Raw genomic sequence first — 24,547 nt, 5'->3', positions numbered from 1 at the left:
ACGGCGATTATACAAAAAGAAACCCACAGGGCATACCTATGGGTTTCTTGTTTTCAAAAATAATGAGACGAAATGTTAAATTTATGACTGTGCGTCAAGGAAACGCTCAGCATCTAACGCTGCCATACATCCTGTTCCGGCTGAAGTAATCGCTTGGCGGTAGTTATGGTCCATCACGTCGCCAGCAGCGTAAATACCGGGAATGCTTGTTTGCGTAGCATTGCCTTCTAGACCGGATTTCACAACAATATAGCCGTTGTTCATTTCAAGCTGACCTTCGAACAAGTCAGTATTCGGCTGATGACCAATGGCGATAAATGCACCCATAACATCAATGTGTTCAATTTCTTCTGACTGTGTATCTTTAATTCGTACGCCAGTGACGCCCATATCATCACCAACGACTTCTTCCAACGTACGGTCGGTATGCAGGACGATATTGCCTGACTCTACTTTGTCCATCAAACGCTTAACGAGAATCTTTTCCGCACGGAATGTGTCTCTACGGTGGATTAGGTGAACCTCTGAAGCGATATTTGATAGATAAAGAGCCTCTTCAACAGCGGTATTGCCGCCGCCAACAACCGCAACTTTCTGGTTGCGATAGAAGAAACCGTCACATGTCGCACAAGCTGAAACGCCACGTCCTTTGAACGCTTCTTCTGATTCTAGGCCAAGGTATTTGGCTGATGCGCCCGTTGAGATGATAACTGCATCGGCAGTATAGCTCTGAGAGTCGCCAAACAACTTAAACGGGCGAGTACTGAAATCGACTTTATTAATGTGATCGAAGATCATCTCGGTCTCAAATTTCTCAGCGTGCTCTTTCATACGATCCATTAGAGCAGGGCCCGTCAATCCTTCGGCATCACCTGGCCAATTTTCCACTTCAGTGGTCGTTGTGAGCTGTCCACCTTGTTGCATTCCAGTCACTAGAACAGGATCGAGGTTGGCACGTGCCGCATAAACAGCCGCGGTATAACCAGCAGGGCCAGAACCTAAGATAAGCAATTTACAGTGTTTTGTGTCAGCCATTTTGTTGTCTCACTTCAGTCATTCTTATTGCACCTTCTATCGGTGCATCTTAATTACCTAATATATTGGGGTTACGGTGAATTAATCAATACTAGATTTGTGATAACTGATGTCATTTTGAGCAGTTAGTTGTTAATCGAACGCATCAAATGCATATTTTCCATTTGTTCCTTCCGATTAGAGATAAATACTAGGATTGATAATCTAGATGGTGGCTAACACTTTAACGATTCACCTTTGCAAAGACGATGAGTTAATAGTTATTTTTGCCATAAATCATTGTTAAATAACATAATATTTTCTTGTCTAGTTAACAATGCTAGGTTTTTAGTGGGTTGAAATCGATAATTAGAACATACCGCTGTTCAGTTGGTTTATTGTAGGTGATTGTTCCTTTTTGTTCGAATCTATGGTTTAAAAGGCTGTGAAATGTTGATCTTGCAGAATTGTTAATATTTAATGGTTTGTAAATAAATTGTGAAACACATTGTTTTTGGCATAACATTGAAAGGAGTTAATGATGCTACATAGTGTTGAAAGTACATTACATCTTACTAGCCTGAGTGGCCGTTCCACTGAACAATTGGCCCCATCTTTTGCCACGCTACCTAACACGGAACATGCTGATGGCAAATATCGCTTACGTCGTTATTCGGTGGTGCGTTTTGAAAAAGGTCAAATTGTAGACAAAGGTGATAATTGCTTTGTTCAGTCTGAGCATTTTAACCACTTTCAAGGCGATGTGATTAGACAGTTTGAACCTGTTTTAGAATCGACTCTGCAGAGCTCTGCGATGTTGGAACTGGTTACGCTTTTTGTTAACACGAATGCCTTACCTGACGGACAGGAAATTGAAATTCATCAGATGAGGATCGCAGCGGTTTACGATGAAACCGAGGTTGCTCCAGAAGGTGTACATCAAGATGGATTTGACCATATTGCCTTGGTCGGTATTGGTCGAGAAAACATCGTAGGCGGTGAGATCATGCTCTACAACGATAATGGTGAAGCTCCGTTTTTCAGAAAAGTACTGGAAAATGGGGAAGTAGCTATCCTTGACGACTCTAAGCTTTGGCACAATGCTCAGCCAATCCGCTGTATTGATAATCAAAACGCAGGCTACATGGACGTGTTTGTATTAACCGCTAAGGATATGCGCAATGCACTTCACTCCTAGTTCTGCTCGAGAGCACTTTTCTGCTCTTCATCAATCTTATAACGGCCAGTCAGTGGTATTCCTTGATGGTCCCGGAGGTTCTCAAGTACCAGGCTCAGTTCTTAAAGCCATGACGGATTACCTTGGCCAGTACAATTCTAATTTAGGTGGTCACTACTTTTCTAGCAAAGAAACAGTGGAGCTTGTTACAAAAGCCCGCCACCATGGAAAAGCACTACTTAATGCCGAAGAGGTGGACAACATCGTGTTTGGCGCCAACATGACATCGTTGACATTTCAGTTGAGTAGAGCGATAGCGAGAAACTGGCAGCCTAATGATGAAGTCATCGTTACGGCGCTGGACCATTACTCAAATGTATCAAGCTGGCAACAAGCTGCAGAAGATAAAGGTGCGGTGGTCAAACAGGTTAAAGTCGATGAAAGTGACTGCTCTTTGGATTTTGAACATTTAGAGAGTCTAATTTCTGAAAAAACCAGATTGATCGCCGTGACTTACGCGTCCAATACCACTGGTTCTATAACTGATATTAAGCGTATTGTGGAGCTGGCAAAACGGGTGGGGGCACTAGTCTATGTCGATGCGGTTCACTTTGCGCCACATGCATTGGTAGACGTACAAGACCTAGAGTGTGATTTTCTGGTCTGTTCTGCATACAAGTTCTTTGGACCTCACTTAGGGTTAGCCTATATCTCACCGACGTGGTTGCAGTCATTGAAACCATATAAAGTCGAACCAGCAACAGATATTGGCCCAGGGCGGTTTGAAACTGGCACGCAAAACTTTGAAGCGATGGCTGGTTTCATTGAGGCGGTTCGTTATCTAGCTAGCTGGGGTAAAGGGCAGAGTTTACGGCAACAACTTGTGTCCGCGTTCAAGGATATTGGTTACCATGAAGAGCAAATAAGCCGCTACTTTTTGGAGCGACTATCGCGATGTGATTCGTTAAGCCTTTATGGAATAGCTGATTCGGCTCATAGCAGGCGCACACCGACGTTTGCCCTTCGTTCAAGTAAGCATTCACCAGAATTGATGGCAAAATCTCTTGGTGAACAAAATATCTGCGTATGGAATGGCCACTTCTACGCACTAGGATTAGTCAAACAACTCGGACTAGAAGATAAGGGCGGTGTATTACGGGTCGGTTTTATGCATTACAACACTCTCGAAGAAGTTGACAGATTTTTCGATGCCATAGAGAATATCTAGTGATAGAAAAGCCCGCGTTTGCGGGCTTTTCTTTGGATGTTCTTCGTTAGGCGGAAACTTCAACTTCATAGGAGGTGAATTTGCGAATATTGATCACTCCGGTATCAAAGATTAAGTATTGACCTTTGATACCCTGTAACGTTCCTGTGACCACGGGCTCTTTATCAAAGTTATGCGACTTAATCTTGGTCGGATAAACTTCAACTGGATAGCTGATCGGCGTAATCACTTCGCTTAGCACTTCTATCGCATCGTTACCATATTGAGCTTTAATCTCCGCAATTTTGTCGGCGACAAGCGGTAATAGTTCTTGTGCTTTTTCCACTAACTCCATCGGGTCACCATCTTGCTTTAACAAGGTTCTCCAGTTGGTTTTATCCGCAATGTGTTTGGCAAGCTCAACTTCAATCAAGCCTGATATCTGACGCGTTTTAACTTTCAGAATCGGTAAACCTTGTGTTGCCCCTTGGTCTATCCAACGAGTAGGAATTTGCGTATGACGTGTAATACCTACTTTCAAGCTGGAGGTGTTAGATAAGTAGACGAAATGATCAACCATGCAATTGGCTTCGCCCCACTCGGGTTCACGACAAGTGCCTTGATCATAGTGGCAAGTTTCAGGTTTCATAATGCACATATCGCAGCTTGCTAGTTTTTTCATGCAAACAAAGCAATGGCCTTGTGAATAGCTCTTCTTTGTTTTTTTGCCACAAGAGCTACAGAAAATGTTACCAGTATGGGTAAGGGTCAGCGTCTTTCCAATAAACGAGGTGAGTTCTACTTCTTGTTCACCAACGGGTAAACGGTATTGAACTTGCGAATCTAGAGAGGCACGCATTTTGGACAGCGTACCTGAGGCTAATAGTGACATGACATTACTCTTTTAGTTGTTTTGCCCAGTGTAGCAAAAACAAGAGTTAGAATCTGTCGAAAAAACTATCGAAAGGGAGTGTGCCAATAAGTTTGAGCATGGCCATTTTTCTTTGCTTCATACATCGCTTTATCAGCCAATTGAATGAGTTCTATGGGCTGACTAGAAGATTCTGGGTAAATGGCAACACCTATACTAAGTGATAGATGTTGATGGTGTAACCTTTCACAGCCAACGAGTCTCTCCATCGACTGATGCAGCTTGTCGCAAATCGTATGTATGATGGTCAACTGCCTAAGATTTGAAAGCAAGATGATGAACTCGTCACCACCATGCCGACATACCAGATCACTGCTACGCAGCTCTCCAGCCAGAACATGAGCTATTTTCTTTAAGAGTTCATCTCCGGCATGGTGTCCGATATGGTCGTTGACCAGTTTAAAGTTATTAACATCAACAAACAGTAGTGCAAAGTGAAGTTGATTGATTCGATGGTGTTGGATTTCGTTCTCTAACCGAACAGAAAAATCTTTTCTGTTCGGCAGGCCTGTTAAATCATCCTTGCGAGCAAGTTCTTGAAACTTTTGTTCCGAGTTCTTGAGCTTTTCATACTGGACGTTGAGATTGTTTTGAAGGTAATTGAGTGCTTGCGCGACATCTCCAATCTCATCTCGTTGGTTATATTGATAAGGAGTTGTTTTCTTTCCCAACGTAATCCTTTGTGCAAAGGAGGCAATGTGAGTGAGGGGCAGCGTAACGTATCGAAATAGAGAAAATGAAAGTACAGATGCGATTGACAGCAATACCATAGTAGTAATCAGTACGCTCTTGATTGTGTTTTCCCGCCACAGGCTACCGATGGAGTCTTGTCTGACGTGGCCCAAAATATAGGCACTCGAAGTTTGATGGATCTGAAACTTTGCTAACGCGAAGCTTGCGTAATACAAGCTGTTATCTTTAGTGTTCGTATTTAGTTCAAAGAAGCTTGAATGTCCGTGATTAACGGTTGTCAGCGCATTTGGATAGTCATTCTGGACTTGTTCAACTTTTCCTCTCATAAAACTAAACTGCTTGTCTCTGTCTGGGTGAAGCAAATAATCTCCATTGGTGTTAGCGATCATAAACGTTGTCGGGTCATCCATTAAAGAGGTCGCTTTTTCCATTAAGGCTTTGATATCGATAGTGAACAATAAAGATGTACTTTCATCACTCTTGAGATTGAGAGGATAAACAATAAATACGTAAGGCGTAGATTCATGATGAACGATACGGTCATAATGGGTTGAAACTGGAGAGACGTAGATTTCTCCCGCATAAATTTTCGTAGCTTCGACAAACAATGGAATATGAGTAAGGTTGTTGAGCTCATTTGGTTCTACAGCATGTATTTTTTGGTTAGGTCCTGTTTGAATTCTGAGGATTTCTCTAAGTGCTGTTTTTTGGTGGATAATCGAGACACTGTTATAGGTTGAGTTGTTTTGAAGAAATGGAATGATGGCTGCTGCCAGCTCAGTTTTAGCATACTGTTTGTCGAGCTTATCTTTGACCAACATCGCTAACATATCATTGGTTCGCTCAATATCTTGCAGTTTCTCCTGCAAAGCGCGAGTGGCAATTCCTGTGGTTTGTACCATTTTTGTTTTGATATTATCAGCAAGCAGTGCCTTAGAGCCTTGATAGCTTAGCCAAGCTAGAATAGAAAATGAAACTAACAATGTACATGTGAACATCAGTGCAATTTTCGTAGAAAGCTTCATTGCCTCGTTCTCTTGGTATGTTCCATTACCTTGGGAAGTGGTTTACCGCTGTATACTGAATCCCACATGGCTTCACGTTTTTCCGGTGATTCTACAGGTGAAAGCCATATCAACTTTTCCTTATTATCGCTTTCAGAAAACTGGTTAAGAGGACTTTGTAGTCCATGACGCTTAGTTAGTTCAAGTTGAACCCATGGTTCTAGCACAAAATCAATCCAGCGGTGAGCAAGTTCAGTTTGTTTGGAAGTAGACAAGATTGACCAACAATCTAACCAAGCCAATGCTCCCTCTTTTGGAATCGTATATTCTATATTGGCACCCGTCTTTTTAAGCGAATCAACTTGTTGATGGCCAAAATTCGCAAACATGATTGATAGTTCAAAGCGATTAAATAGCTCTGTTGCCTCCTCGAGTGAACGATAGAACGTTAACGTATTCTCTCTCAGCGATATCAGTTTTTTAGCAATGAGTTCGTCGTCTGATTTTGGAATCTGAAAAGGATCGGGTAGCTTCAATGCCAGTGCGGCTAAACTCACATTATGTGTCCCGCCATCATATCCAAGCGCTTTGTGATGGTATTCCGGTGACCAGAAATCTTGCCAAGAAGTTGGAGCAGATTTTACACGATCGGCATTGTAGATGATTCCCATTGATGAATAGGTATAGGGGAGGCCGTAGATATTACCTTTAAAGGTGATTTCTGGGTTTGTTGACAGTGGTGCGAATTGATTGCTGATCCATTTACTATTTTCTATTTTGGATATGTCGATTGGAATAAATTTTCGCAATTTGATATATCGTTGTAGCTCAGAGGAGTTTAGGGCAACAAGGTCATAATCTTGATTTCTATCATCAAGTTTCTCTCTTAACTGTTTGTCATTATTTACATAAGTTACTTCAATGTCGATGTTATTTTTATTTTCGAAAATAGATACAATATCTGTGTCGGTATATCCATGCCAAGATAATATTTTTAAAATCTCTTTTCCGTAAACAATATGACTGAAGAAACTCATGCACAAAATTGGTGCAATATAAATGCGCATCATGATAATGCCTAGGTTAATTAGCTTTTTAGATTATATGAATCAGTCATCTCTAATTTCAAATTGTTAGTCTGGTATTAAACGAAAGTTTATTAATATAGTTATCAAAATGCGATTTGTATCACAATATTGCTTATTTTTGTGATGATTAACGCATTAATTGTGTAATATTTATGCAACGGGTCTCAAAAAGTGGAACAAGTGTGGTTGGTTAGGGTTGGCCGAGCATTTTGTAAATAAAGTGTCAGAAATAGGTCTAATATCGAAGTCGGCAATATTTAAATAATTCCTTTGTCATTCTTATTTATTAAATCAATGACAAGGATAAATAACCGTCTGAGGCTAACATGACGTCTACTTTAAGCAAGGATGCTGGTAGTTTAAATAATACGCAGTACTTTAAAATAAACAAGAAAGTTCTTATTTTTATTACCGTGGTTTCTATTGCGGTAAATGTGCTTTTTCTTGTGCTTCCTTTATTTTCGATGCAAGTTTTTGATCGTGTTCTTTCTTCCGAAAGTCGCGAAACGCTTGTAATGCTTGCAATAGTTGCATTGTTCCTCTTATCTATTCAAGCGCTACTCGATTGGGTTCGCGGGCAAGTAATGTTGCGTTATGGATATGGCGTTGAGCAACAGTCCGCAGACTTCGCCTTTAATGTTTCTATGCTCAAGTCACAACAAAGCAATGGAATATTCAGCCAATCTCTAACTGATTTATCTCGAGTTAAAGAAACTCTCACTTCTCCTGGGATCTTTGCGTTATTTGATGCTCCATTTGCACCTGTTTTTTTAGCGGTCATGTATCTCATGCACCCGCTGCTTGGACACTTTGCGTTAGCAGGCGCAACGGTTCTCTTTGTTATATCGATCATAAGTATGATAGTGACGAAGCGCTTGCAGAATAATGCAAGCCAGCATGCGAGTACGTTCAATACATTAACTAGTGATTGGCTTAAAAACGCTGAGATTGTTCAAGCATTAGGTATGAATGACAATTTGGTCGCGAAGTGGCGTAAGGAATCAATAAATCCGACAGTAGACAAAGCGAACGCAGACAGAATTTCTCGAGCGATTTTAGCACTTGCTAAGTATGCTCGGATGCTGTTGCAAATTGGAGTGTTATGCGTTTCGGTCATTCTGGTATTAGAGAACGAAGTTGGTGCTGGAGTATTGATTGCCGCATCGATGATTATGAGCCGAGTTTTAGCACCAGTTGAGCAGGCGATCCATAACTGGCAAAGCTGGTTAGAAGGTTGGAAAGCACATCAAAGATTACGCAAGTCTTATCTCGAACAACCAAAAGAAGTCGTCGAACTACCAAAGATTAAAGGCGCTGTCGGATTCGACAAAGTTTTCTTAGGTCACCAAGGTAGTGAGAAGCCGTTGCTCGAAGATCTTACTTTTTCCATTCCTGCTGGTGCATCGGTAGCTATTGTTGGAGGTAGCGGTGTAGGCAAATCAACATTGGTCAAAGCTATTCTAGGTTTGGTTAAACCTGTAAGCGGTGAGGTGCGCATTGATGGCGCAACACTTAACCAGCGCCAAGTATCAGAACTAGGGAGGCAAGTTGGTTATGTTTCCCAAAATAGTCAGTTGCTATCGGGCACGATTGCGCAAAATATTTGCCGATTCGATGAGAATGTTGATGCGAAGGACATCGTCGATGCAGCCAAATTAGCTGGTGTTCACGAGATGATTCTGTCACTCCCAAATGGCTATCAAACACTGGTTGGTGCACTAGGAATCCGATTGTCTGGTGGACAACAGCAACGAATTGCCTTGGCTCGTGCGCTATATACAAAACCAGCCTTACTTATATTGGATGAGCCCGATTCTAATCTTGATCATCCAGGGCAGGCGGCACTGATCGATTTCATTGCTCATGCACATCACAAGCAAATTACCGTCATTGTCATTTCACACCGTATGTCGATTATTCAGCATACCAGTTTATGCATGGTGTTAGGTGAAGGACGCCTCCAGCAATACGGTAAAACGACCGAGATCTTAAATATTCCTGCATCGTCAGCAAACAGCATAGGGAGTGTGTCATGAAACTAAATCATTCAGAGACATCTCGTTCGTTCAATCTCTCTTTGACCAACTTCATTCTGTTTGGTTGGCTCGTATTGTTGGTTTGCTTCATTGGAATTGGCTATTGGAGTTATAGCGCACCATTAAGTTCAGCCTCGTTGGCACCAGGGAAATTGGTGACAGAGCTCGAGAATCAGAAAGTGCAGCATCATACAGGAGGGGTAGTCGAAACGCTTCTCGTCAAAGAAGGTCAGCGTGTCGAAAAAGGCGACTTGTTACTGGTGCTCTCGGATCCATTGCTTGTTAGTCAACTCGAACAACTGAATCAAAAACGTTTTATCGTCCAAGCTCGCCTAGCTCGAATTGACGCAGAGCTTTCAGGAGAGGCGATTAAGTGGGGGAACGAGGAGAACCTCACTCCGATTCAAAGTCAGATACGTCGTGATCAAGCATCACTGTTAAACCAGAATCGTCTGATTCATAAAGAACAAATGATGTCACTCCGCCAGCAAATGGCTCAATCAGAGAATGATAGAGACAGCTACAAGGCTTGGCTTTCAAGCGACGAACATTCTCTGACATTGCTCAACGAAGAAATCGAAGCGAACTCAGCTCTATTAGAAAAAGGGTATGTATCAAAAGTTGCCTTTCTTGAACTAAAGAGAGAGTACTCAAGCTTGGTGGCAAAAATAGCGGAGCACCGTACTCGAATCAAAAGAACCAATAACAAAGTTGCTGAGCTTGAATCTCAAATGGACGCACTAAAAATAGACTTTATGCGCACCGCTCAAGAGAAAAAGCAAGAGCTAGTTTCAGAAGAGCAAGCAATCTTAAAACAGCTAAAAGCGTCTAATACGCTAAACGACCGCATAGAAGTACGCGCTCCAGTTGGAGGCGATGTGATCAATCTCGTTATTCACACTCAAGGTGGTGTTGTTGCTCCAACAAGTACGATACTGGAGATCGTCCCCAATAACACCCGAGTGGTCGCAAGTGTCAACATTCAACCCAAGGATATCGAATCGGTGTATGAAGGTTTGTCGGCAAACATCCGTCTGACTTCATACAGCTTTCGACAAGTCCCAGCAGTAACAGGTGAGCTTATACACCTCTCCGCGGACAGCATCGTAGATGAGCGGCTAGGCGGTCATTTCTATCAAGGAAAGATAGCCCTCGATGCAACGGAGCTTCTGGATCTTGGCTTAGATCTGAAACCGGGTATGCCGGTAGAAGCGCAAATAGTACTAGAGGAACGCACTGTTCTTGATTATCTACTTTCTCCGCTGATACAAAGTATGGAGAAGGGGATGAGAGAGATATAGAGCAACGTTAGAAAGGAAATCAAATCATGGCAGAGTTTATATCAAGTAATGAAGGGACCTCAGGTAATGACCTGATAGACCGTAATGGTGAGAACAATGATTTTGTAAGAGGTAGACAAGGAGACGACAAGATTAAAGGTGGTCAAGGTAATGATATCGTAGAAGGAAATCAAGGCGATGACACCCTAAAAGGAGGTAGTGGAAACGATCTTCTTTTTGGTGGGGTCGGCAATGATACTTTGATCGGAGGAGATGATAAAGATACGTTTTCTATGAGAATCTGGAAGGGAGGTGACAATACCATCTCTGATTTTACTTTAGGAGAGGATACTTTACAGCTTGTCTTTAATCGTAAACATTATGTTCTTGAGAATGATATAACTGAACAGAAAATTTCGTCAAAAAGACCTAACTTAAACCAAGAAGAATTAGACTCTAAAGTTGACGCTCGTGAGCAAGCATTAACTGGGAGAATGGAAGGTCAAGTTGATAGTGCCCTGAATAAAATCAACAAAAACAATGAAAACAAGGTGACATTGGATAGTGATAGTGATGAGAGTAAAGCCGACCAATTTGTCGATTATGCGATCGAGAATGAACTGACAATAAGCCAAGATGGGAGTGACTTAGTTCTCACATTTCTAGATTATGATGCAGATGCGAAGCGAAACTTGGGTACAAACATAACTCTAAAAGATTTTTTCGTAAAAAACACCGGCCCTCTTGCGGACCAAATAAGTGCGCACCTAGCTTTAGGAAACACCGAATCTATTATTGCTCTTTTGTCTAATCCAGACGCGACTGCTGCAGGCACCAATGGCGACGAAACTATCGGTGCATCGCCCTCGGAATCGTTACCGGCATTTACGACGGACGGAAATGACTATGTTCTTGCACTTGGAGGCGATGATAAGTTTCAGGAATATGGTGGGCATTCACTGGGTAATGACATCCTTGACGGTGGCGAAGGGTTTGACACCGCGAGCTACTGGTATCAAAAGGGACACATTCATGCCTCGGTAAATGATGATGGTAGTATCAAACTGGAGCAGTTTCTAACATCGAAAGAGCATTCGAATACAGAAAGTGCTGCGGATTTCACCGACACGCTTATTTCGGTTGAAAAAATCATAGGTACTCGCGGCGAAGATCAGTATGACTTCAGTGGTTTAGTTGACCCATTATCGGGAACGAGCAAAGGTATTACGATTACCGACACTAGTGAAGCAGCCAGTAACGATTTTGCAATAGGTAGTGATTTTGATGATGATATAAATCTAGTGTCTGGTGATGACATCATATACGGTGGAAAGGGTAACGATACTCTGAAAGTAACCCTTGGAAACAACAAGCTTTACGGTGAAGAAGGAAACGACCATCTCAATGGTGGTAACCACAGTGACTATCTGAACGGTGGTGATGGAGACGACTACATCGTTGGCGGTAATTACTATGGTGATGGCAGTGAAGATCGCGATGACACATTGATAGGAGGGGCTGGTGAGGATACCCTACGTGGTGGAGGGGGTAACGATTACTTCGAGACGGACGGTAGAGGCTCAGTTGAAGATGATATTGTTGATGGCGGAGATGGCTACGACATACTTTTCTACAATGATCACTTAGTAAATGGACTAGGTACTGATGCTGCTCTCAATATGTCTGTGAAGGGTAATGGGGGGTACCAATCCATCCAGATCTCTGCCGTGGATAACTCCGGACAGATAAGTAATATATTGTCAACTGATATGGTCAAAAACATCGAAGAGATTCAGGGCACTCGTGGTGACGATGTCGGTGATTTTAGTGGTTTAAATCATGGCATTGTCTATAAAGATAAATGGACTGATGCTGGTGATGAAAGCATGGTAGGAAGTGATCATGCTGATATATTTGACCTAATGTGGGGTAATGATACTGCTTATGGCGGTAAAGGTAATGATGTAATAAAAGCGAGTGGTGGCAATAACGAATTCTATGGTGAAGAGGGTGATGATAAATTACATGGTGGTAATCACAGTGATTTACTTGTAGGTGGTAGTGGCAACGACTTTTTGTCTGCAGGTCGATATTACGCCGTACATGATGATGACCTGACAGATATTCATGACATATTGCGAGGCGGTGATGGCAATGATGAACTGCGTGGCTCTGGTGGTAATGATGAACTGTACGGTGGTAACGATGAGGACAAAATTTATGCAGGAAACGGTGATGATGTAATTTACGCGGACGCTAAAGTTGCTGGGTATTTACGTTCTGAAATGGCCGATGATTATGTAGATGGTGGCGATGGTATTGATACACTTTACTATAGTGACAATTTAGTTGGGGCGACTCACCTAGAAGTAACTTCAAACAAAGGAGTTATGTCTGTCATTGCAAAAGACAATGACACTGAGGTTGCAACAGATACTGTGAAAAATGTGGAGGTATTACACGGGACCCGAGGTGATGATGTCATTGACTTCAGTGGATTAGGGCATGGAATGACCTATATTGACAAGTGGACCGGTGCTGGAGAGGATACCGTCACTGGATCTGCTTACGATGATATTATTAATGTTATGCATGGTGATGATACGGTCCACGCAAGCTCAGGTGAAGATTATGTCGATGGCGGACACGGTGTAGATAGTTTGGTATTTGCAGCTGGAACGGCAATTACCGTTGAAGCTAATGGGGCTACTTATCGAAATGAGTATAAAGTTAGTGTCGTTGGTACTGATGACTTTACGATCATCAAGAATGTTGAAGTTATTAAGATTGGCGAGGTTGAAACCTCTTTGGATGATTACTTTCCAACAGTATAATCCGCTATAAACTGGCAAGGCCTTCGGTTTTATTGCTGAAGGCCTTTTTCATACGGTGCAATTGGTTCATCGACTAACCCTTCTTCTTCCGTGTCCATAATCGGCTCCTTCGGCCCCAAAAACTTCGGTTGAGTATTCATAATATACAAATCCAAAAACGCCTTAGTTCTGGCAAATACTTCCCTTAATCTTACTGAAAACCCTGACTTGGATGTCGGTCCAGACACCGCTAAACATGTCGCATTAATATCGTATGATCGTGCGATAAACAGAGCTCTTTCACAGTGAAACTTCTGCGTGATGATTAAGAAGTCATCGGTATCAAAGATCTTTTTGGCACGAACAATCGAATCTAGCGTTCTAAATCCGGCGTAGTCCAAGTGGATAGCTGGCTCAGGAACTTCTGCTCTCAACAAGTCTCGTTTCATTGTCCATGGTTCATTGTATGAACGGTGAGCGTTATCGCCACTGAGTAGGAAATGAGACACTTTACCTTCGTTGTAAAGGTCAATCGCCGCCTCAATGCGATGGGAGTAGTACTCGTTGAGAGTTCGACCTAGATACTTACTCGTGCCAAGAACGACTGCGACCTGAACATTATCAATATCGTCGATAGAGGTGAGAATCCGGTCTTCGGCTTGCCAACTCACCCAACGGTCAATGGACGCGATGAAGACGACGAACAAAACAAGTGTATAACAAGCGATACGAAGTGCTCTCTTTAAGAAAGAAAGCACGGTGCTGGATAACAACGTTTCCTTGTTAAATCTAAAGGTCACTAAATCTGACGATTCCTTTGAGCCCAAATACCTATACTCACAAAGCTTAGAACCACGATGGCGAACATCAAGCCTGGTTCTGTATTAACTAATACGTTCTTTAACAATGGGGTGGCTTTAATAATGATCAACCCATAGCCAAATGCATTGAGTAGTATAAAGCAGACCGTTCGAATTACGAAATTTGTATCTCGTAATGCGTTCCTTAAGAGGCGGTTGATATCCGCACCTAGTACGACAAGAGAACATGCGATTAGTGCCGTAGAAACTTCAAAAAGATAAGGAGCAATAAAGCGTCCTCCCGGAGCGAAAATATCGAGCATGTCAATGTCCTTGCTGCAGTATAACGATAGAAATGAGCTGACTATTAAACAAAAAAAAGGCTCTTGTAAACAAGAGCCTAAATGTGATGTCGATTCAGATTAGAATGCTGAACGTTTGTATTTACGGTAAACCGGCTGCCAGAAGTTGTCGTCAATAGCTTCACGCAGAGTTTCATCTGAGCGTTCTTTCGCCACTCCTTGTTCAATGGCTTTTTTCGCCACGGCGTAAGCAATTTTCTTAGACACTAAATGAATCTCTTCAAGTGGCGGTAACAGTTGACCTGATCCTTTCTGTGCAAGAGGAGAACACTCTGCGAGCGCACGACTTGATTCCATCAACATTTCGTCTGTAACGCGTGATGCTTGCGCTGCAAGTACGCCTAGACCAATACCAGGGAAGATGTAGCTGTTGTTACATTGCGCGATAGGGTAGGTTTTACCTTCGACAACTACAGGGTCGAATGGGCTGCCTGTTGCAACCAGTGCCTGGCCATTTGTCCAACGTAAGATGTCATTTGGTGTTGCTTCAACACGGCTAGTTGGGTTCGATAGCGGGAATACGATTGGACGGTCGCAATGTTGATGCATCTCTTGGATGATCTCCTTGCTGAATAGACCAGGCGCACCTGACACACCAATAAGAACCGTAGGTTTACCATTACGAATAACATCATGTAATGAGAAGCCTGAGTTCTCCGATGTCCATTCTTTGGTTTGTTCGTGTTTTTGTACCAGACGTTGTTGGAAGTCGAGTAGGTTAGGCATGCCTTCTTGTAGAAGTCCCCAACGGTCAACCATGAATACTTGAGAGCGCGCTTGCGCATCACTGATGCCTTCAGACACCATCTGCGCGATGATCGCTTCAGCAATACCACAACCTGCAGAACCTGCACCTAAGAAGGTAACTCGCTGTTCAGAAAGCTTGCTACCTGCTGCTTTACATGCTGCAAGTAGAGAGCCTACGGTCACTGCTGCGGTGCCTTGAATATCATCGTTGAAACAGCAAATACGATCCTTATAACGTTCAAGTAACGGCATTGCATTTTTCTGTGCAAAGTCTTCAAACTGAACGAGTGCATCTGGCCAGCGACGTTGAACCGCTTGAATAAAGTCTTCTACAAACGCTCGGTATTCATCACCAGTAATTCGCGGATGGCGCCAGCCCATGTACATTGGATCAGCAAGTCGTTGTGGGTTATTCGTACCAACATCAAGAACAATAGGCAGTGTATAAGCTGGGCTGATACCACCACACGCTGTGTACAATGCCAGTTTACCGATAGGAATGCCCATACCACCAATCCCTTGGTCGCCCAGTCCTAGAATACGCTCACCATCGGTTACAACGATTACTTTTACGTTGTGGTTACGTGCATTGTTTAGCAAATCGTCAATACGATCACGATTTGGGTAAGAAATGAAAAGACCACGACCACGGCGATAGATGTTGGAGAAGTTCTCACACGCTGCGCCTACAGTCGGCGTGTAGATAATCGGCATCATTTCAGAGATATGATTTTGTACTAAGCGATAAAACAAAGTTTCGTTAGTATCTTGGATGTTACGCAGATAAATGTGTTTATCCATATCGCTTTCAAAGCTGGTGTATTGCTTGTAAGCGCGATCTACTTGTTCTTGAATTGTTTCTGTTGTTTCAGGTAGAAGTCCTTCAAGGTTAAAGGACATTCTTTCTTCAGCAGAAAATGCACTGCCTTTGTTCAAAAGTGGGGTACTGAGAAGTGCAGGGCCCGCGTACGGGATATAGAGCGGTCTTTTGTTGTTGTTCATTAGGTTACCTGTCTAGGAACAGTCATTTGGGATTGGGAACAATTTGCGGGTTAATTTAACACAATTAGACATTCTAAGCGATGACGAAATGTTAACTATTTGTATTCGGTTTGCGGTAAAAAGCGAAGTGAGTCGAATGTTAATCCTGCTATGGGTATACTCCTTCACAACGACCTTGAATAGCAAAGCAAAATGACAGTCTTACCAATTGATTCTATTGAACAAGAATTTAAACAAGCCCTGAAACAATCACACCTTATCGTTGAATCTGAAACGGGTTCAGGAAAATCGACGAGATTGCCTCTTTGGTCGATGGAGCAAGGACGGGTGCTGGTGGTAGAGCCGAGACGAATTGCCTGTACGTCGCTGGCACACTTCGTGGCGCATGGACTTGGTGAAAAGGTTGGAGAAAGCGTTGGTTATGCAATCAAGCTTGAAAACTGTTATACCGAGGCCTCAAAAGTGGTGTTTGTCACGCCAGGTGTCGCCTTGAGGTGGTATGCCGAAGACCGCCTGAAGAGCTTTGATGTGGTTATTGTGGATGAATTTCATGAACGACGTTGGGACACCGACTTACTGGTTTCGATGTTAAAGCGCAATCAAACTCATAAAACAGTAATTACTTCGGCTACCATTGAAGGTCAAAAGCTAGCTGACTACTTTGATGCCGAGCGCTTGGTCGCACAAGGAAGAGTGTTTGATGTGGCAGTTCAGCACCATCGAAACGACAGTCGACAACTGCCTGATGCAAGGCATCTAGAAACACGTGTTAAAAGTGCGATTGAGCCATTGTTAGACGAGCTTGCAGCAGATATCTTGGTGTTTGTTCCCGGGCGAAAGGAAATTCAGCAGGTAGTATCCTCGCTAAAACCCCTTGCGGAGCAGTATGACCTTATTCTAGCGCCGCTGCATGCTTCTGTGACTGAGCAACAGCGTTCTGTTGCAATGTCAGTTCAAGATAAGCGCAAGGTCGTGATTGCAACAAATGTTGCGGAAACCTCTTTGACGATTCCTAATATCGCGGTTGTTGTGGATTCAGGATTAGAAAGAAGAAATGTACAGCGTAACGGACAAACCACGTTAATGCTGACTCATATTTCTAAGGCGAGTGCTGCTCAGCGTTCTGGCCGAGCAGGACGAGTAATGGCAGGAACATGTATCCGTCTTTATGGTGAGCATGCTGCTCTTGATCTGGTCACCCCACCAGAACTTCAACGTGAATCTATTGTCGAGCCTATGTTGGCTGCTGCGACATGTGGGTTAGCGCTTAACGATCTCGAATTCATTGATGCGATACCTGATAAATCACTTCAAGCCGCCAAAGAGCAGTTATTACAACTTGGTGCGATAGATGATATTGGCATTACTGAGCATGGAAAAAAGCTATACCCATTACCGATTGATACTATTTACGCTGATTTGGTCACTAAGATGCCTTCACGAGCGCTGAAGGAGGCTATGATTGACCTAACGGCTGCACTATGTGCGACAGGTAAACTGTTTCAAATCACCAGTAATGAAGAGCTATTGATCAAGCTGGACCTAGAAGAGCCGTTAGGTTGTGACGCAAGTATTCTTATTGGCCTAGTAAGAGGCAAGCAGTACACAGGCTTGACGGTCGACCAAGATTGTTTGCGTGAAGCACAAGGGTTATCGGAGCAGATGCGTAGTGTATTTGAATTGCCGAGTCTGGAAGTGGCTTCTAGATATCAACGTGATGAATTGATAAAGCAAATTATCCAAGCGAACAACGCCTTGCTGTATGTGAGAAGAGAGCGGCGACGTGACGCTTTTGGTAATGGTTTTGTCGAAGTGCTGTTAGGGAGACAGAATCGAATTAAACCGAAAACAGAAGCAGGGCTGGTATTAGCCACTCATAGCTTACCTGGCCGAGGCGTTAAACAGACGATGACACTGGCCACATTACTTTTACCTGTGGACATCACTCAGCTCAAAGAACTTAATGTTGGGGAATGGGTGAGCGGAGAAACTATCGAGACCGACGAGGGTCTTCAGCATTGTGAACATTTGATGTATGCAGGTCGCAAACTGGCGGAGCGCAGGATTGCGCCTAAAGGCAATGTCGCTTTGAAAGCCATCGCCAAATCGATCATTGAAGGAGCTATCTTTCCCACGTTGGCAGAACAGCTTACCGAACGTATGCTGCATTGGAAGCTGTATGTTGAACTGGGTCTATCTGACCAAACCGGTCCAGTAGAAGAAGTATCATTGGAGTCTTGGATAGCTGAACAACTGTCAATGCTCGGTGTAAGTTCATTTGAAGATCTTGAGCTTATTGATGAGCGAGATTTTGTGTTTAACGGCGTTCCAGATTGGGAGTATTCAGATTTTGCAGCTAAGTACCCATTGGTCATTCAGTTAAGTGGTCTGCGTTTAACTGTCGAGTATTTTGGCAAAGGCAAGCTTATACACGTCCACTTCCATTCAGGCTCTCGAAAAGACGATCCTAAACGCAAAGAACTGCCTGCTTGGTCTGGATGGAAAGTAAAGTACAAGAAGGCGAGTCGCGTGTTAGATCTTCGTTGAGTTTGTGATGTTTTACTCAACAAAAGATGGATGAATGTTGCTATTGATAGATGTACCATACATAGTTAACCAAGTGGCATTGTGGTGATGTACTTTTGTTCACATTATGTTGCTATTTGGATTTTTATATCACCTTTTGATGTCTAAGTAGGGTATAAAAGATGATTTTTATATATCCTATTGCTATATAAGAAAGTTTGAATAATAGTAGTTGCATAGCATTCTGTAATTGGGAGTGGTTATGTGTGACAAGAAAACATCGCCGGTAGAATTTGATTACACCAGTTTCCTCGGTGCATCTTGTAGTAAAAAATGGACGTTCCTTGAAGCGCTCACTTCTGTAGCGCCAGTGTTTGGCGAAGCGTGGAAAGAGAGTACAAAAAATCAGAATATTGATCCAGATAGCCGTCTTTGGGAGAAAGCGCTGAGTGCATTATCGAGTCGACGAAGTGATGAGTCGAATTTGGTCGCGCTGATGAAAATCGCTCGCAAAGAAAACATCGCGTGTCTTAAGGTTGTTATGCCTTACTCATTAGAATCTGAACAGATTCAGCTTATTCAAGATAAAGGTAACGTGAAAATTGTCGTGATACCTAACGAAGATGTATTAATCGCTGAATTTCACTAGATCACGTTGTGCTATGTAACCAAAAAGGGAGCTTTAAGCTCCCTTTTTTGATGTGCGCTGCGACTAGGACCCTAGTCTGCGATGAGGTCGTAGTTGGTACGAAGTATGTCTATAATTTCTTGCTTTGGATTGCTGCTTAATTCAATCTTGCGACCAGTGATTTTCTCTGCGATACCAACATATGTTTTGGAAACATCCATAAGCGCGGATAGGGGAAGTTCGTTGTCGGCTGCAAGTGCTTCACGCTCTGGCATACGCTCTTTGTTTAAAAGGATATCAGGATCAGGGAAGTGGTTTAGCAGGAACTGGCGGAAGCCTTCTTTTGAGTTCTCAACGATATCGCCTACTTGATACGCTTTAGTATCCCAAATGCGGGAAGAGTCCGGTGTTCCAACCTCGTCCATATAGATGAGCTTTTCTTCGCCTTTTGAATCGGTAACGTAGCCGAATTCAAATTTGGTATCAACAAACGTTTGATCGATAGCTTCTAAAGCATCACTGATGACGGAGAAGCCTTCTTTAAGAAGTTTTTCGTAGCCATCGATGTCGGCTGCATTCGTAAAATTAAACGCTGCAAAGTTGTCGCTAATGTTGTCGCGTGTGATGTTTACATCATCTGCTTCAGGGACTCCAGGGATACCACGTAAGATACCTTTTGTTGAAGGAGTAATTAGGACGTCATCCAGTTTAGAGTCTTTCTTTAAGCCTTCAGGTAAAGTGATACCGCAGAATTCGCGCTCACCCTTCTCATAAGCACGCCACATAGAACCGGTAATGTATTGGCGACAGATAGCTTCGATCATTACAGGTTTTGCTTTTTGAACGATCCAGACAAATGGATGAGGAATATCTAGAATGTGGCTATCCGCTAAACCATTATCCTTAAACAATTGGAACCAGTGATTAGAAATCGCGTTGAGTGCGGCACCTTTGCCAGGAACGCCCCTTAAGTTACCTTCACCTCGCCAGATACAATCAAAGGCAGAAATGCGATCACTGATAACCATAATGGCTAACGGTGCATCTTCTGCAACATCGTAGCCTTTGTCTTTGATTAGGCGGCGGCTATCCTCTTCGGTCAACCAATAAACCGAACGAACCTTGCCGCTATGAACAGGCTTATCAGTGCGGATTGGTAGATCATCGTTTACAGCTAGAACTTGATCAGCGAGACTCATGGAGACATTCCTATCTAATGTTGTGTCGTAAAAAGTGCGACGATTATGGGGAGTGGTAATACTCTTTGCTGCACGCATCATACCAGAACTATTCTATGCTGCCAGAAAAATAGCAAACGTTTGCGCAATTTTTATATAAGTTGCCTAAAGAGAGGATAAAAAATACGGTAAGTACTATTGAACAAGTACTTACCGTCATAAAAAAGGGATTACATGATTAACTTAACGAGTGGTCGGAATTTGGATTAATGTAAATAACTGTCTTTACCAAGAAAGATGACTTCGCATTGATAGTCAGCGGCCAATTCTTGAAGTTGATTTTGTTCTGTTAGAGAGAACTCACCATTTGCGATAACAGCACACGCGTTACCTGAGCGAATGGCTTTTTTGACAACCTGATACTGCGATAAATGCAATGAAGCCTTCATCTGAACCATATGGTTACCTAGTTTATGAAAGTGCATGATTTGTCCAATTGAAGGGCGAGGACATTCTGCCGTCAACAAAATCCACTGTGGCTTAGAAGCCAGCTGCGAAACCTTTTCAAGTACATCATCCTGAATTCGACGAAGCTGTTGTGAAGTTCCTTGATCATCAAAAACTCGGTATTGGTTTGGGACATTGTATTGTGAGTGAATTGTATTGTTGAGCAACATAACCCTGTTCCTTTATACATGCTGTATGTGTATACAGTAGTTTTTGGGTGTGAAAAGATCAAGCACTTTTTGCATAAAAAAACGACAAAAGAAACTAAGTTGTTGATATTTAATTGTTAAAATTTCTATTGGAATGGGCGGAAATCTCATACTTTTTAGTTTTACACAGGTATAAGCTAACAACTACTGTATAAGAATACTGTATAGAGCAATGGTTTTTACTGGGTGACAATAGATAAGGATATTGAGAAACAAAAACGCCTCTCTAAGAGAGGCGCGGTTCCTTTAGGATTGAGCTGACGATCGGTTTCTAAATTCGATTTCTGCTTGATTGAACTGCTTAACGTCCATAATGGCGAAACTCAGACACTTTTCACATGAGTGGTGACATAGACCGTCTATATACTCATGCTTGGTCACAAAACTTGGCGTTTGGCACCAATCACAGAAACCTTCGATAGTGAATGTATGCATTTTTACTCCCCACCCTTATTTGTACGGGTGTTATTATCGGGACGTATTATGACATAAAATTGCATGCAATGTTAAATAAATGTTTCTTAATTTGTTTCAAATGTTTTTCAAGATCGCGATTTTCTGAGAAATTGGTATATCAATGGATCTTTTGAGTGGCTTTTAGATGCTCCACGATTGCTTTGAAAGCAAGGTTTAATTGCCTCATTTCATCATCACTACCTTGAGCATCAGGGTGATAAATACGACACAACTGCTTATAGCGTGCTTTTACTTGCTTTGGTGTTAAGTTGTTAATTTGTCCTTGAGTGAAGCCAAAACGAAGGTAAGCATCATTAAGTGCAGAAGTGGTTGAACTAGATGCTGTGGATGATGCTCTTTTCTGAAGATTTGCGGCGTTCTTAAGTTGTAATTTGAGCTTAGTGATCAGGTCTTGTTGTTGAGAGAGCCTTGTTTTCATTTCTTGAATCGATGAGCGGCGGTGTTGGCTTGCCATATTGAATCTCTTGAAAATGATCAATGCGGCGAAGCAAGCGCTCAATAGAATTGAGATATAGATTAGATGTAATGACCAGTTTATGCTTGGGGTAGTTGGTACTGAGTTAGATGTTGTTAGGCTCTTCTGTGTACTTGTGACAGATTGCTCTTGCTGCTTAAGCGCGGCAATTTGTTTTAACTGATGAGCATCGAATTGTTTTTTCAAAGCGAGCGCGTATTCGGCGTCAAACTCGGTTGATTGGGTTCTTGCGAGATCATACCAAAGCACGGCTTGATCTTCGTTGGCAATGTCGATATTAAAATCGCGGTAAAGCCGAGCGATTTTTCCGTAAGTAGAAGGGTCGCCTTCAGCGGCGAGCTTCGTATAGAGCAAAACGGCTTTTGCAGGATTGGATTTTATACCGCGTCCATATTCTAGTGCTTGTGCGTAATTATAGGTTGCTGCGCGATGTCCGTTTTCGCTCGCTTGTTGATACCAGTGAGCCGCTAAACTGAGATCTCTGCGAACACCTTCACCAGTCTCATATGCCAGTCCTAGACGGTACTGAGCTTCAGCATTGTTAAGTTGTGCCTGTTGTTCAAGCTGCGCAATGGAGGCGAGAGAAGAGAATGAAAGTAACAGAGCGATAAAAACAAACAGTAACTTGGAGCATGTCTTTGCCAAGTTGATCCTCATATTTATCGCTCTCCTTGTTGTGTGGTCTTTCTATTTCAGCATCTTTGGTGCTTGAGCGCCGTCTATCGGACGATTAACCGATACTTTTCGACCTTTTTTCAGCCCAACTTCGTAGTCAGCGGTGATATTTTTCATCGCTTCTCTTAGCTGCTGTTTGAATGTCTCTCTATCGATGTTTTTGAACTCTTTATCGATATAGTTATTAATTTTATTTGCCGATTCATCATCAGGGGCAATAACAGGCAGTTTTTCTAGCGCGCCTTCTATCCACCCGGAGACAAATGAATTAACACGTTTTGTCACTTCTGTATTTGAAGTACCAGAACCTGCGAAGCTATTTCTAAACTGACCCGTTTGCTCATTCATCTCACGATAAATGATATCAAAAGCAAAAGCTGCAAAGATGGCACGGTCAGCTTCGCCGATAAACTCAACTCGCTTTAGACCTTTATGGTTGAGTAAAACAGCTTCGACGCCAAATTTGGTATTGATGCCCCGGATCACCCGCAGTAGTGTAGAACTTATCGTTGTAGGCAGTAAGTGCGTCGATTGTGTTTTACCCATCTTAATAAACTCAATATCGTCCTTGTCTAGGCCGTATTTGAGCATGAGGCGGTGTGCCATTTTTATGGCATTGGCTGCTTCATTGACGTTCGCTGAGTTACCTAATTCTAAGCACTTAGCAATCTTTTTGAGGGCTTTCTGTTTATCCATCGACAATCTGAGTTCTCTGTACCGCGAAAGAAAAAGGGCACTATTTTAACGATTTTCAGCTAAAAGGGGAAGGGCAGAAGATGTAGGGTGGGACTCAGAGCGGTAACCCGAGTCCCAAGAGAATCTGTAGAGCCGCCGCTTAAATACCTAGTTCATCGAGCAAATCTTGATTGTCGTTTTCTGGTTTGGTGTCTGTACGCTGTTTTTTGGCTGCGATGGCTTGCTCAATAATGGTATCTGGGCACTCATCTGGTTGAATCTCAAACTCTTCCATTTGAATAAACTCGGTTTTGTCCATAGCAAACTCAAGATAAAAAATGTTGTTATTAGCTGTAGAGAAGGTAACTCGACGGGCTTGAGGTCGTTCTAAGTTTGTGTCGACTGACAGAACCACTTGCTTGTTGATCGACAACATTTTTGGTTGGTTTTGGGTAATGTTGGTCTGCAGTTCTTTGCGAACTTTGTTGGTGAAGTCGCCAACAAGCTGATTCATGAGTTCGCCGAGGACATCGCCAACTTCATCTGCATTGTGGTGAATTGCGAGCTCTTCCTCAGGCATACCCATGTGACGCATATAATTGCTGTAAACTTCAAGTGCTGCTTGTGAAGTGAAATTAATAACCACTAAACCCGAGAAACCGCCATCAAAGAGGACGAAGCAGCCAAAGTCAGGTTTTAACGTGGTTTTGGTGATTTTCTGAACCATTGCTGAGTATGTCACACTTGATTGTGTCGCAGAAGTCAAAACAGTTGAAACGGACTGGCAGAGTTTTAACAGAATATCTTCGGTGGTGATTACTTTGGTTTTTTTCATTATTGATTACTTCGTTTAATCATTTCTTCCGTGGTTAAAGGAGTGTGTCACGAAGCAAACCTCTTGAAAAGGCATAAACCATAGTCAATCGCTATGACTTTCCGATTTGATCACATTTTTAATTGTTGTAAAGTGTCCAATACCTATAAAATCTATTCGGTTTCAGCTACGTACAATAATTAAAAACGCGTTTATTTAAACGACCATG

The 24,547-nt window shown here is 42.6% G+C and carries 20 protein-coding genes; 7 read left to right on the top strand and 13 right to left on the bottom strand.

The genetic code is table 11. The features are described 5' to 3' along the window. Nucleotides 1–81 precede the first annotated feature (81 nt). On the bottom strand, nt 82–1,035 hold the full coding sequence (trxB, locus tag MMA19_RS08550; RefSeq protein ID WP_088877488.1) for a thioredoxin-disulfide reductase: 954 nt from the start codon (nt 1,033–1,035) through the stop codon (nt 82–84). Between the two features lie 517 nt (nt 1,036–1,552). Between trxB and MMA19_RS08545 the strand changes: the two genes are divergently transcribed. Together MMA19_RS08545 and MMA19_RS08540 are read left to right on the top strand one after the other, a co-directional pair. Then, nucleotides 1,553–2,212, top strand: a complete 660-nt coding sequence (locus MMA19_RS08545; protein ID WP_171389159.1) for a 2OG-Fe dioxygenase family protein — start codon at nt 1,553–1,555, stop codon at nt 2,210–2,212. Beyond that, entirely contained in the window at nt 2,196–3,419 is a 1,224-nt protein-coding gene (locus tag MMA19_RS08540) for a cysteine desulfurase-like protein (RefSeq protein ID WP_240205983.1), read from the top strand. Before MMA19_RS08545 ends, MMA19_RS08540 begins: the two co-directional genes overlap by 17 nt. A 46-nt stretch (nt 3,420–3,465) precedes the next feature. Here MMA19_RS08540 and MMA19_RS08535 read toward each other — a convergent pair whose 3' ends face one another. The 3 genes from MMA19_RS08535 to MMA19_RS08525 form a co-directional block, all read right to left on the bottom strand. Further along, nucleotides 3,466–4,290, bottom strand: a complete 825-nt coding sequence (locus MMA19_RS08535) for a DUF2797 domain-containing protein (RefSeq protein WP_038230250.1) — start codon at nt 4,288–4,290, stop codon at nt 3,466–3,468. Between the two features lie 65 nt (nt 4,291–4,355). Continuing rightward, nucleotides 4,356–6,047 (bottom strand): sensor domain-containing diguanylate cyclase, encoded by a 1,692-nt coding sequence (locus MMA19_RS08530; RefSeq protein WP_240205982.1) that lies wholly within the window; start codon nt 6,045–6,047, stop codon nt 4,356–4,358. Continuing rightward, nucleotides 6,044–7,063, bottom strand: coding sequence for an extracellular solute-binding protein (locus tag MMA19_RS08525; protein WP_164491412.1), 1,020 nt, complete (start codon nt 7,061–7,063; stop codon nt 6,044–6,046). Before MMA19_RS08525 ends, MMA19_RS08530 begins: the two co-directional genes overlap by 4 nt. Nucleotides 7,064–7,440: 377 nt before the next feature. Here MMA19_RS08525 and MMA19_RS08520 point away from each other — a divergent pair, with 377 nt between their 5' ends. The 3 genes from MMA19_RS08520 to MMA19_RS08510 are packed head-to-tail and all read left to right on the top strand — an operon-like array spanning nt 7,441 to nt 13,264. Next, nucleotides 7,441–9,150: a type I secretion system permease/ATPase gene (locus MMA19_RS08520; RefSeq protein ID WP_124939815.1), complete on the top strand. Its 1,710-nt coding sequence runs from the start codon at nt 7,441–7,443 to the stop codon at nt 9,148–9,150. Beyond that, complete coding sequence (locus MMA19_RS08515; RefSeq protein WP_240205981.1) at nt 9,147–10,451, top strand: HlyD family type I secretion periplasmic adaptor subunit; 1,305 nt, start codon at nt 9,147–9,149, stop codon at nt 10,449–10,451. The genes MMA19_RS08520 and MMA19_RS08515 overlap by 4 nt, the downstream gene beginning before the upstream one ends. A 26-nt stretch (nt 10,452–10,477) precedes the next feature. Continuing rightward, nucleotides 10,478–13,264: a calcium-binding protein gene (locus tag MMA19_RS08510; RefSeq protein WP_240205980.1), complete on the top strand. Its 2,787-nt coding sequence runs from the start codon at nt 10,478–10,480 to the stop codon at nt 13,262–13,264. A 29-nt stretch (nt 13,265–13,293) separates the two neighbouring features. Here the strand turns inward: MMA19_RS08510 and MMA19_RS08505 are convergent, their stop codons facing one another. The 3 genes from MMA19_RS08505 to MMA19_RS08495 form a co-directional block, all read right to left on the bottom strand. Further along, nucleotides 13,294–13,971, bottom strand: a complete 678-nt coding sequence (locus tag MMA19_RS08505; protein WP_240206176.1) for an ElyC/SanA/YdcF family protein — start codon at nt 13,969–13,971, stop codon at nt 13,294–13,296. Between the two features lie 71 nt (nt 13,972–14,042). Next, a complete protein-coding gene (locus MMA19_RS08500) occupies nt 14,043–14,366 on the bottom strand; it encodes a DUF3392 domain-containing protein (protein WP_006070787.1) in 324 nt (107 codons plus the stop codon). Between the two features lie 99 nt (nt 14,367–14,465). Next, on the bottom strand, nt 14,466–16,154 hold the full coding sequence (locus tag MMA19_RS08495) for an NAD-dependent malic enzyme (RefSeq protein WP_006070785.1): 1,689 nt from the start codon (nt 16,152–16,154) through the stop codon (nt 14,466–14,468). Between the two features lie 192 nt (nt 16,155–16,346). Between MMA19_RS08495 and MMA19_RS08490 the strand changes: the two genes are divergently transcribed. After that, nucleotides 16,347–18,701 carry a helicase-related protein gene (locus MMA19_RS08490; RefSeq protein WP_240205979.1) on the top strand — a complete coding sequence of 785 codons (2,355 nt, stop codon included), beginning with the start codon at nt 16,347–16,349 and terminating at the stop codon, nt 18,699–18,701. A gap of 241 nt (nt 18,702–18,942) precedes the next feature. After that, nucleotides 18,943–19,329 carry a transporter gene (locus tag MMA19_RS08485; RefSeq protein WP_240205978.1) on the top strand — a complete coding sequence of 129 codons (387 nt, stop codon included), beginning with the start codon at nt 18,943–18,945 and terminating at the stop codon, nt 19,327–19,329. A 71-nt stretch (nt 19,330–19,400) separates the two neighbouring features. On the opposite strand, the gene MMA19_RS08480 is transcribed toward MMA19_RS08485, so the two are convergent. The 6 genes from MMA19_RS08480 to MMA19_RS08455 form a co-directional block, all read right to left on the bottom strand. Further along, nucleotides 19,401–20,507, bottom strand: coding sequence for a phosphoribosylaminoimidazolesuccinocarboxamide synthase (locus tag MMA19_RS08480; RefSeq protein WP_062459440.1), 1,107 nt, complete (start codon nt 20,505–20,507; stop codon nt 19,401–19,403). 245 nt (nt 20,508–20,752) lie between these two features. After that, nucleotides 20,753–21,163 carry a hypothetical protein gene (locus MMA19_RS08475; protein ID WP_006070781.1) on the bottom strand — a complete coding sequence of 137 codons (411 nt, stop codon included), beginning with the start codon at nt 21,161–21,163 and terminating at the stop codon, nt 20,753–20,755. A gap of 285 nt (nt 21,164–21,448) precedes the next feature. Beyond that, a complete protein-coding gene (locus MMA19_RS08470) occupies nt 21,449–21,637 on the bottom strand; it encodes a hypothetical protein (RefSeq protein ID WP_006070780.1) in 189 nt (62 codons plus the stop codon). A gap of 139 nt (nt 21,638–21,776) precedes the next feature. After that, the gene (locus MMA19_RS08465) at nt 21,777–22,811 is read right to left on the bottom strand and encodes a J domain-containing protein (protein WP_240205977.1); all 1,035 of its coding nucleotides are present in this window, start codon (nt 22,809–22,811) and stop codon (nt 21,777–21,779) included. 30 nt (nt 22,812–22,841) lie between these two features. Beyond that, nucleotides 22,842–23,525: a DUF2786 domain-containing protein gene (locus tag MMA19_RS08460; protein WP_006070778.1), complete on the bottom strand. Its 684-nt coding sequence runs from the start codon at nt 23,523–23,525 to the stop codon at nt 22,842–22,844. Between the two features lie 139 nt (nt 23,526–23,664). Beyond that, on the bottom strand, nt 23,665–24,339 hold the full coding sequence (locus MMA19_RS08455) for a DUF3334 family protein (protein ID WP_006070777.1): 675 nt from the start codon (nt 24,337–24,339) through the stop codon (nt 23,665–23,667). Nucleotides 24,340–24,547 lie beyond the last annotated feature (208 nt).

This window comes from Vibrio sp. CyArs1 (assembly GCF_022432925.1).
Taxonomy (GTDB): domain Bacteria; phylum Pseudomonadota; class Gammaproteobacteria; order Enterobacterales; family Vibrionaceae; genus Vibrio; species Vibrio mediterranei.
The sequence above is the reverse complement of the archived record's forward strand: the minus strand, read 5'-3'. Positions and strand labels throughout refer to the sequence as shown.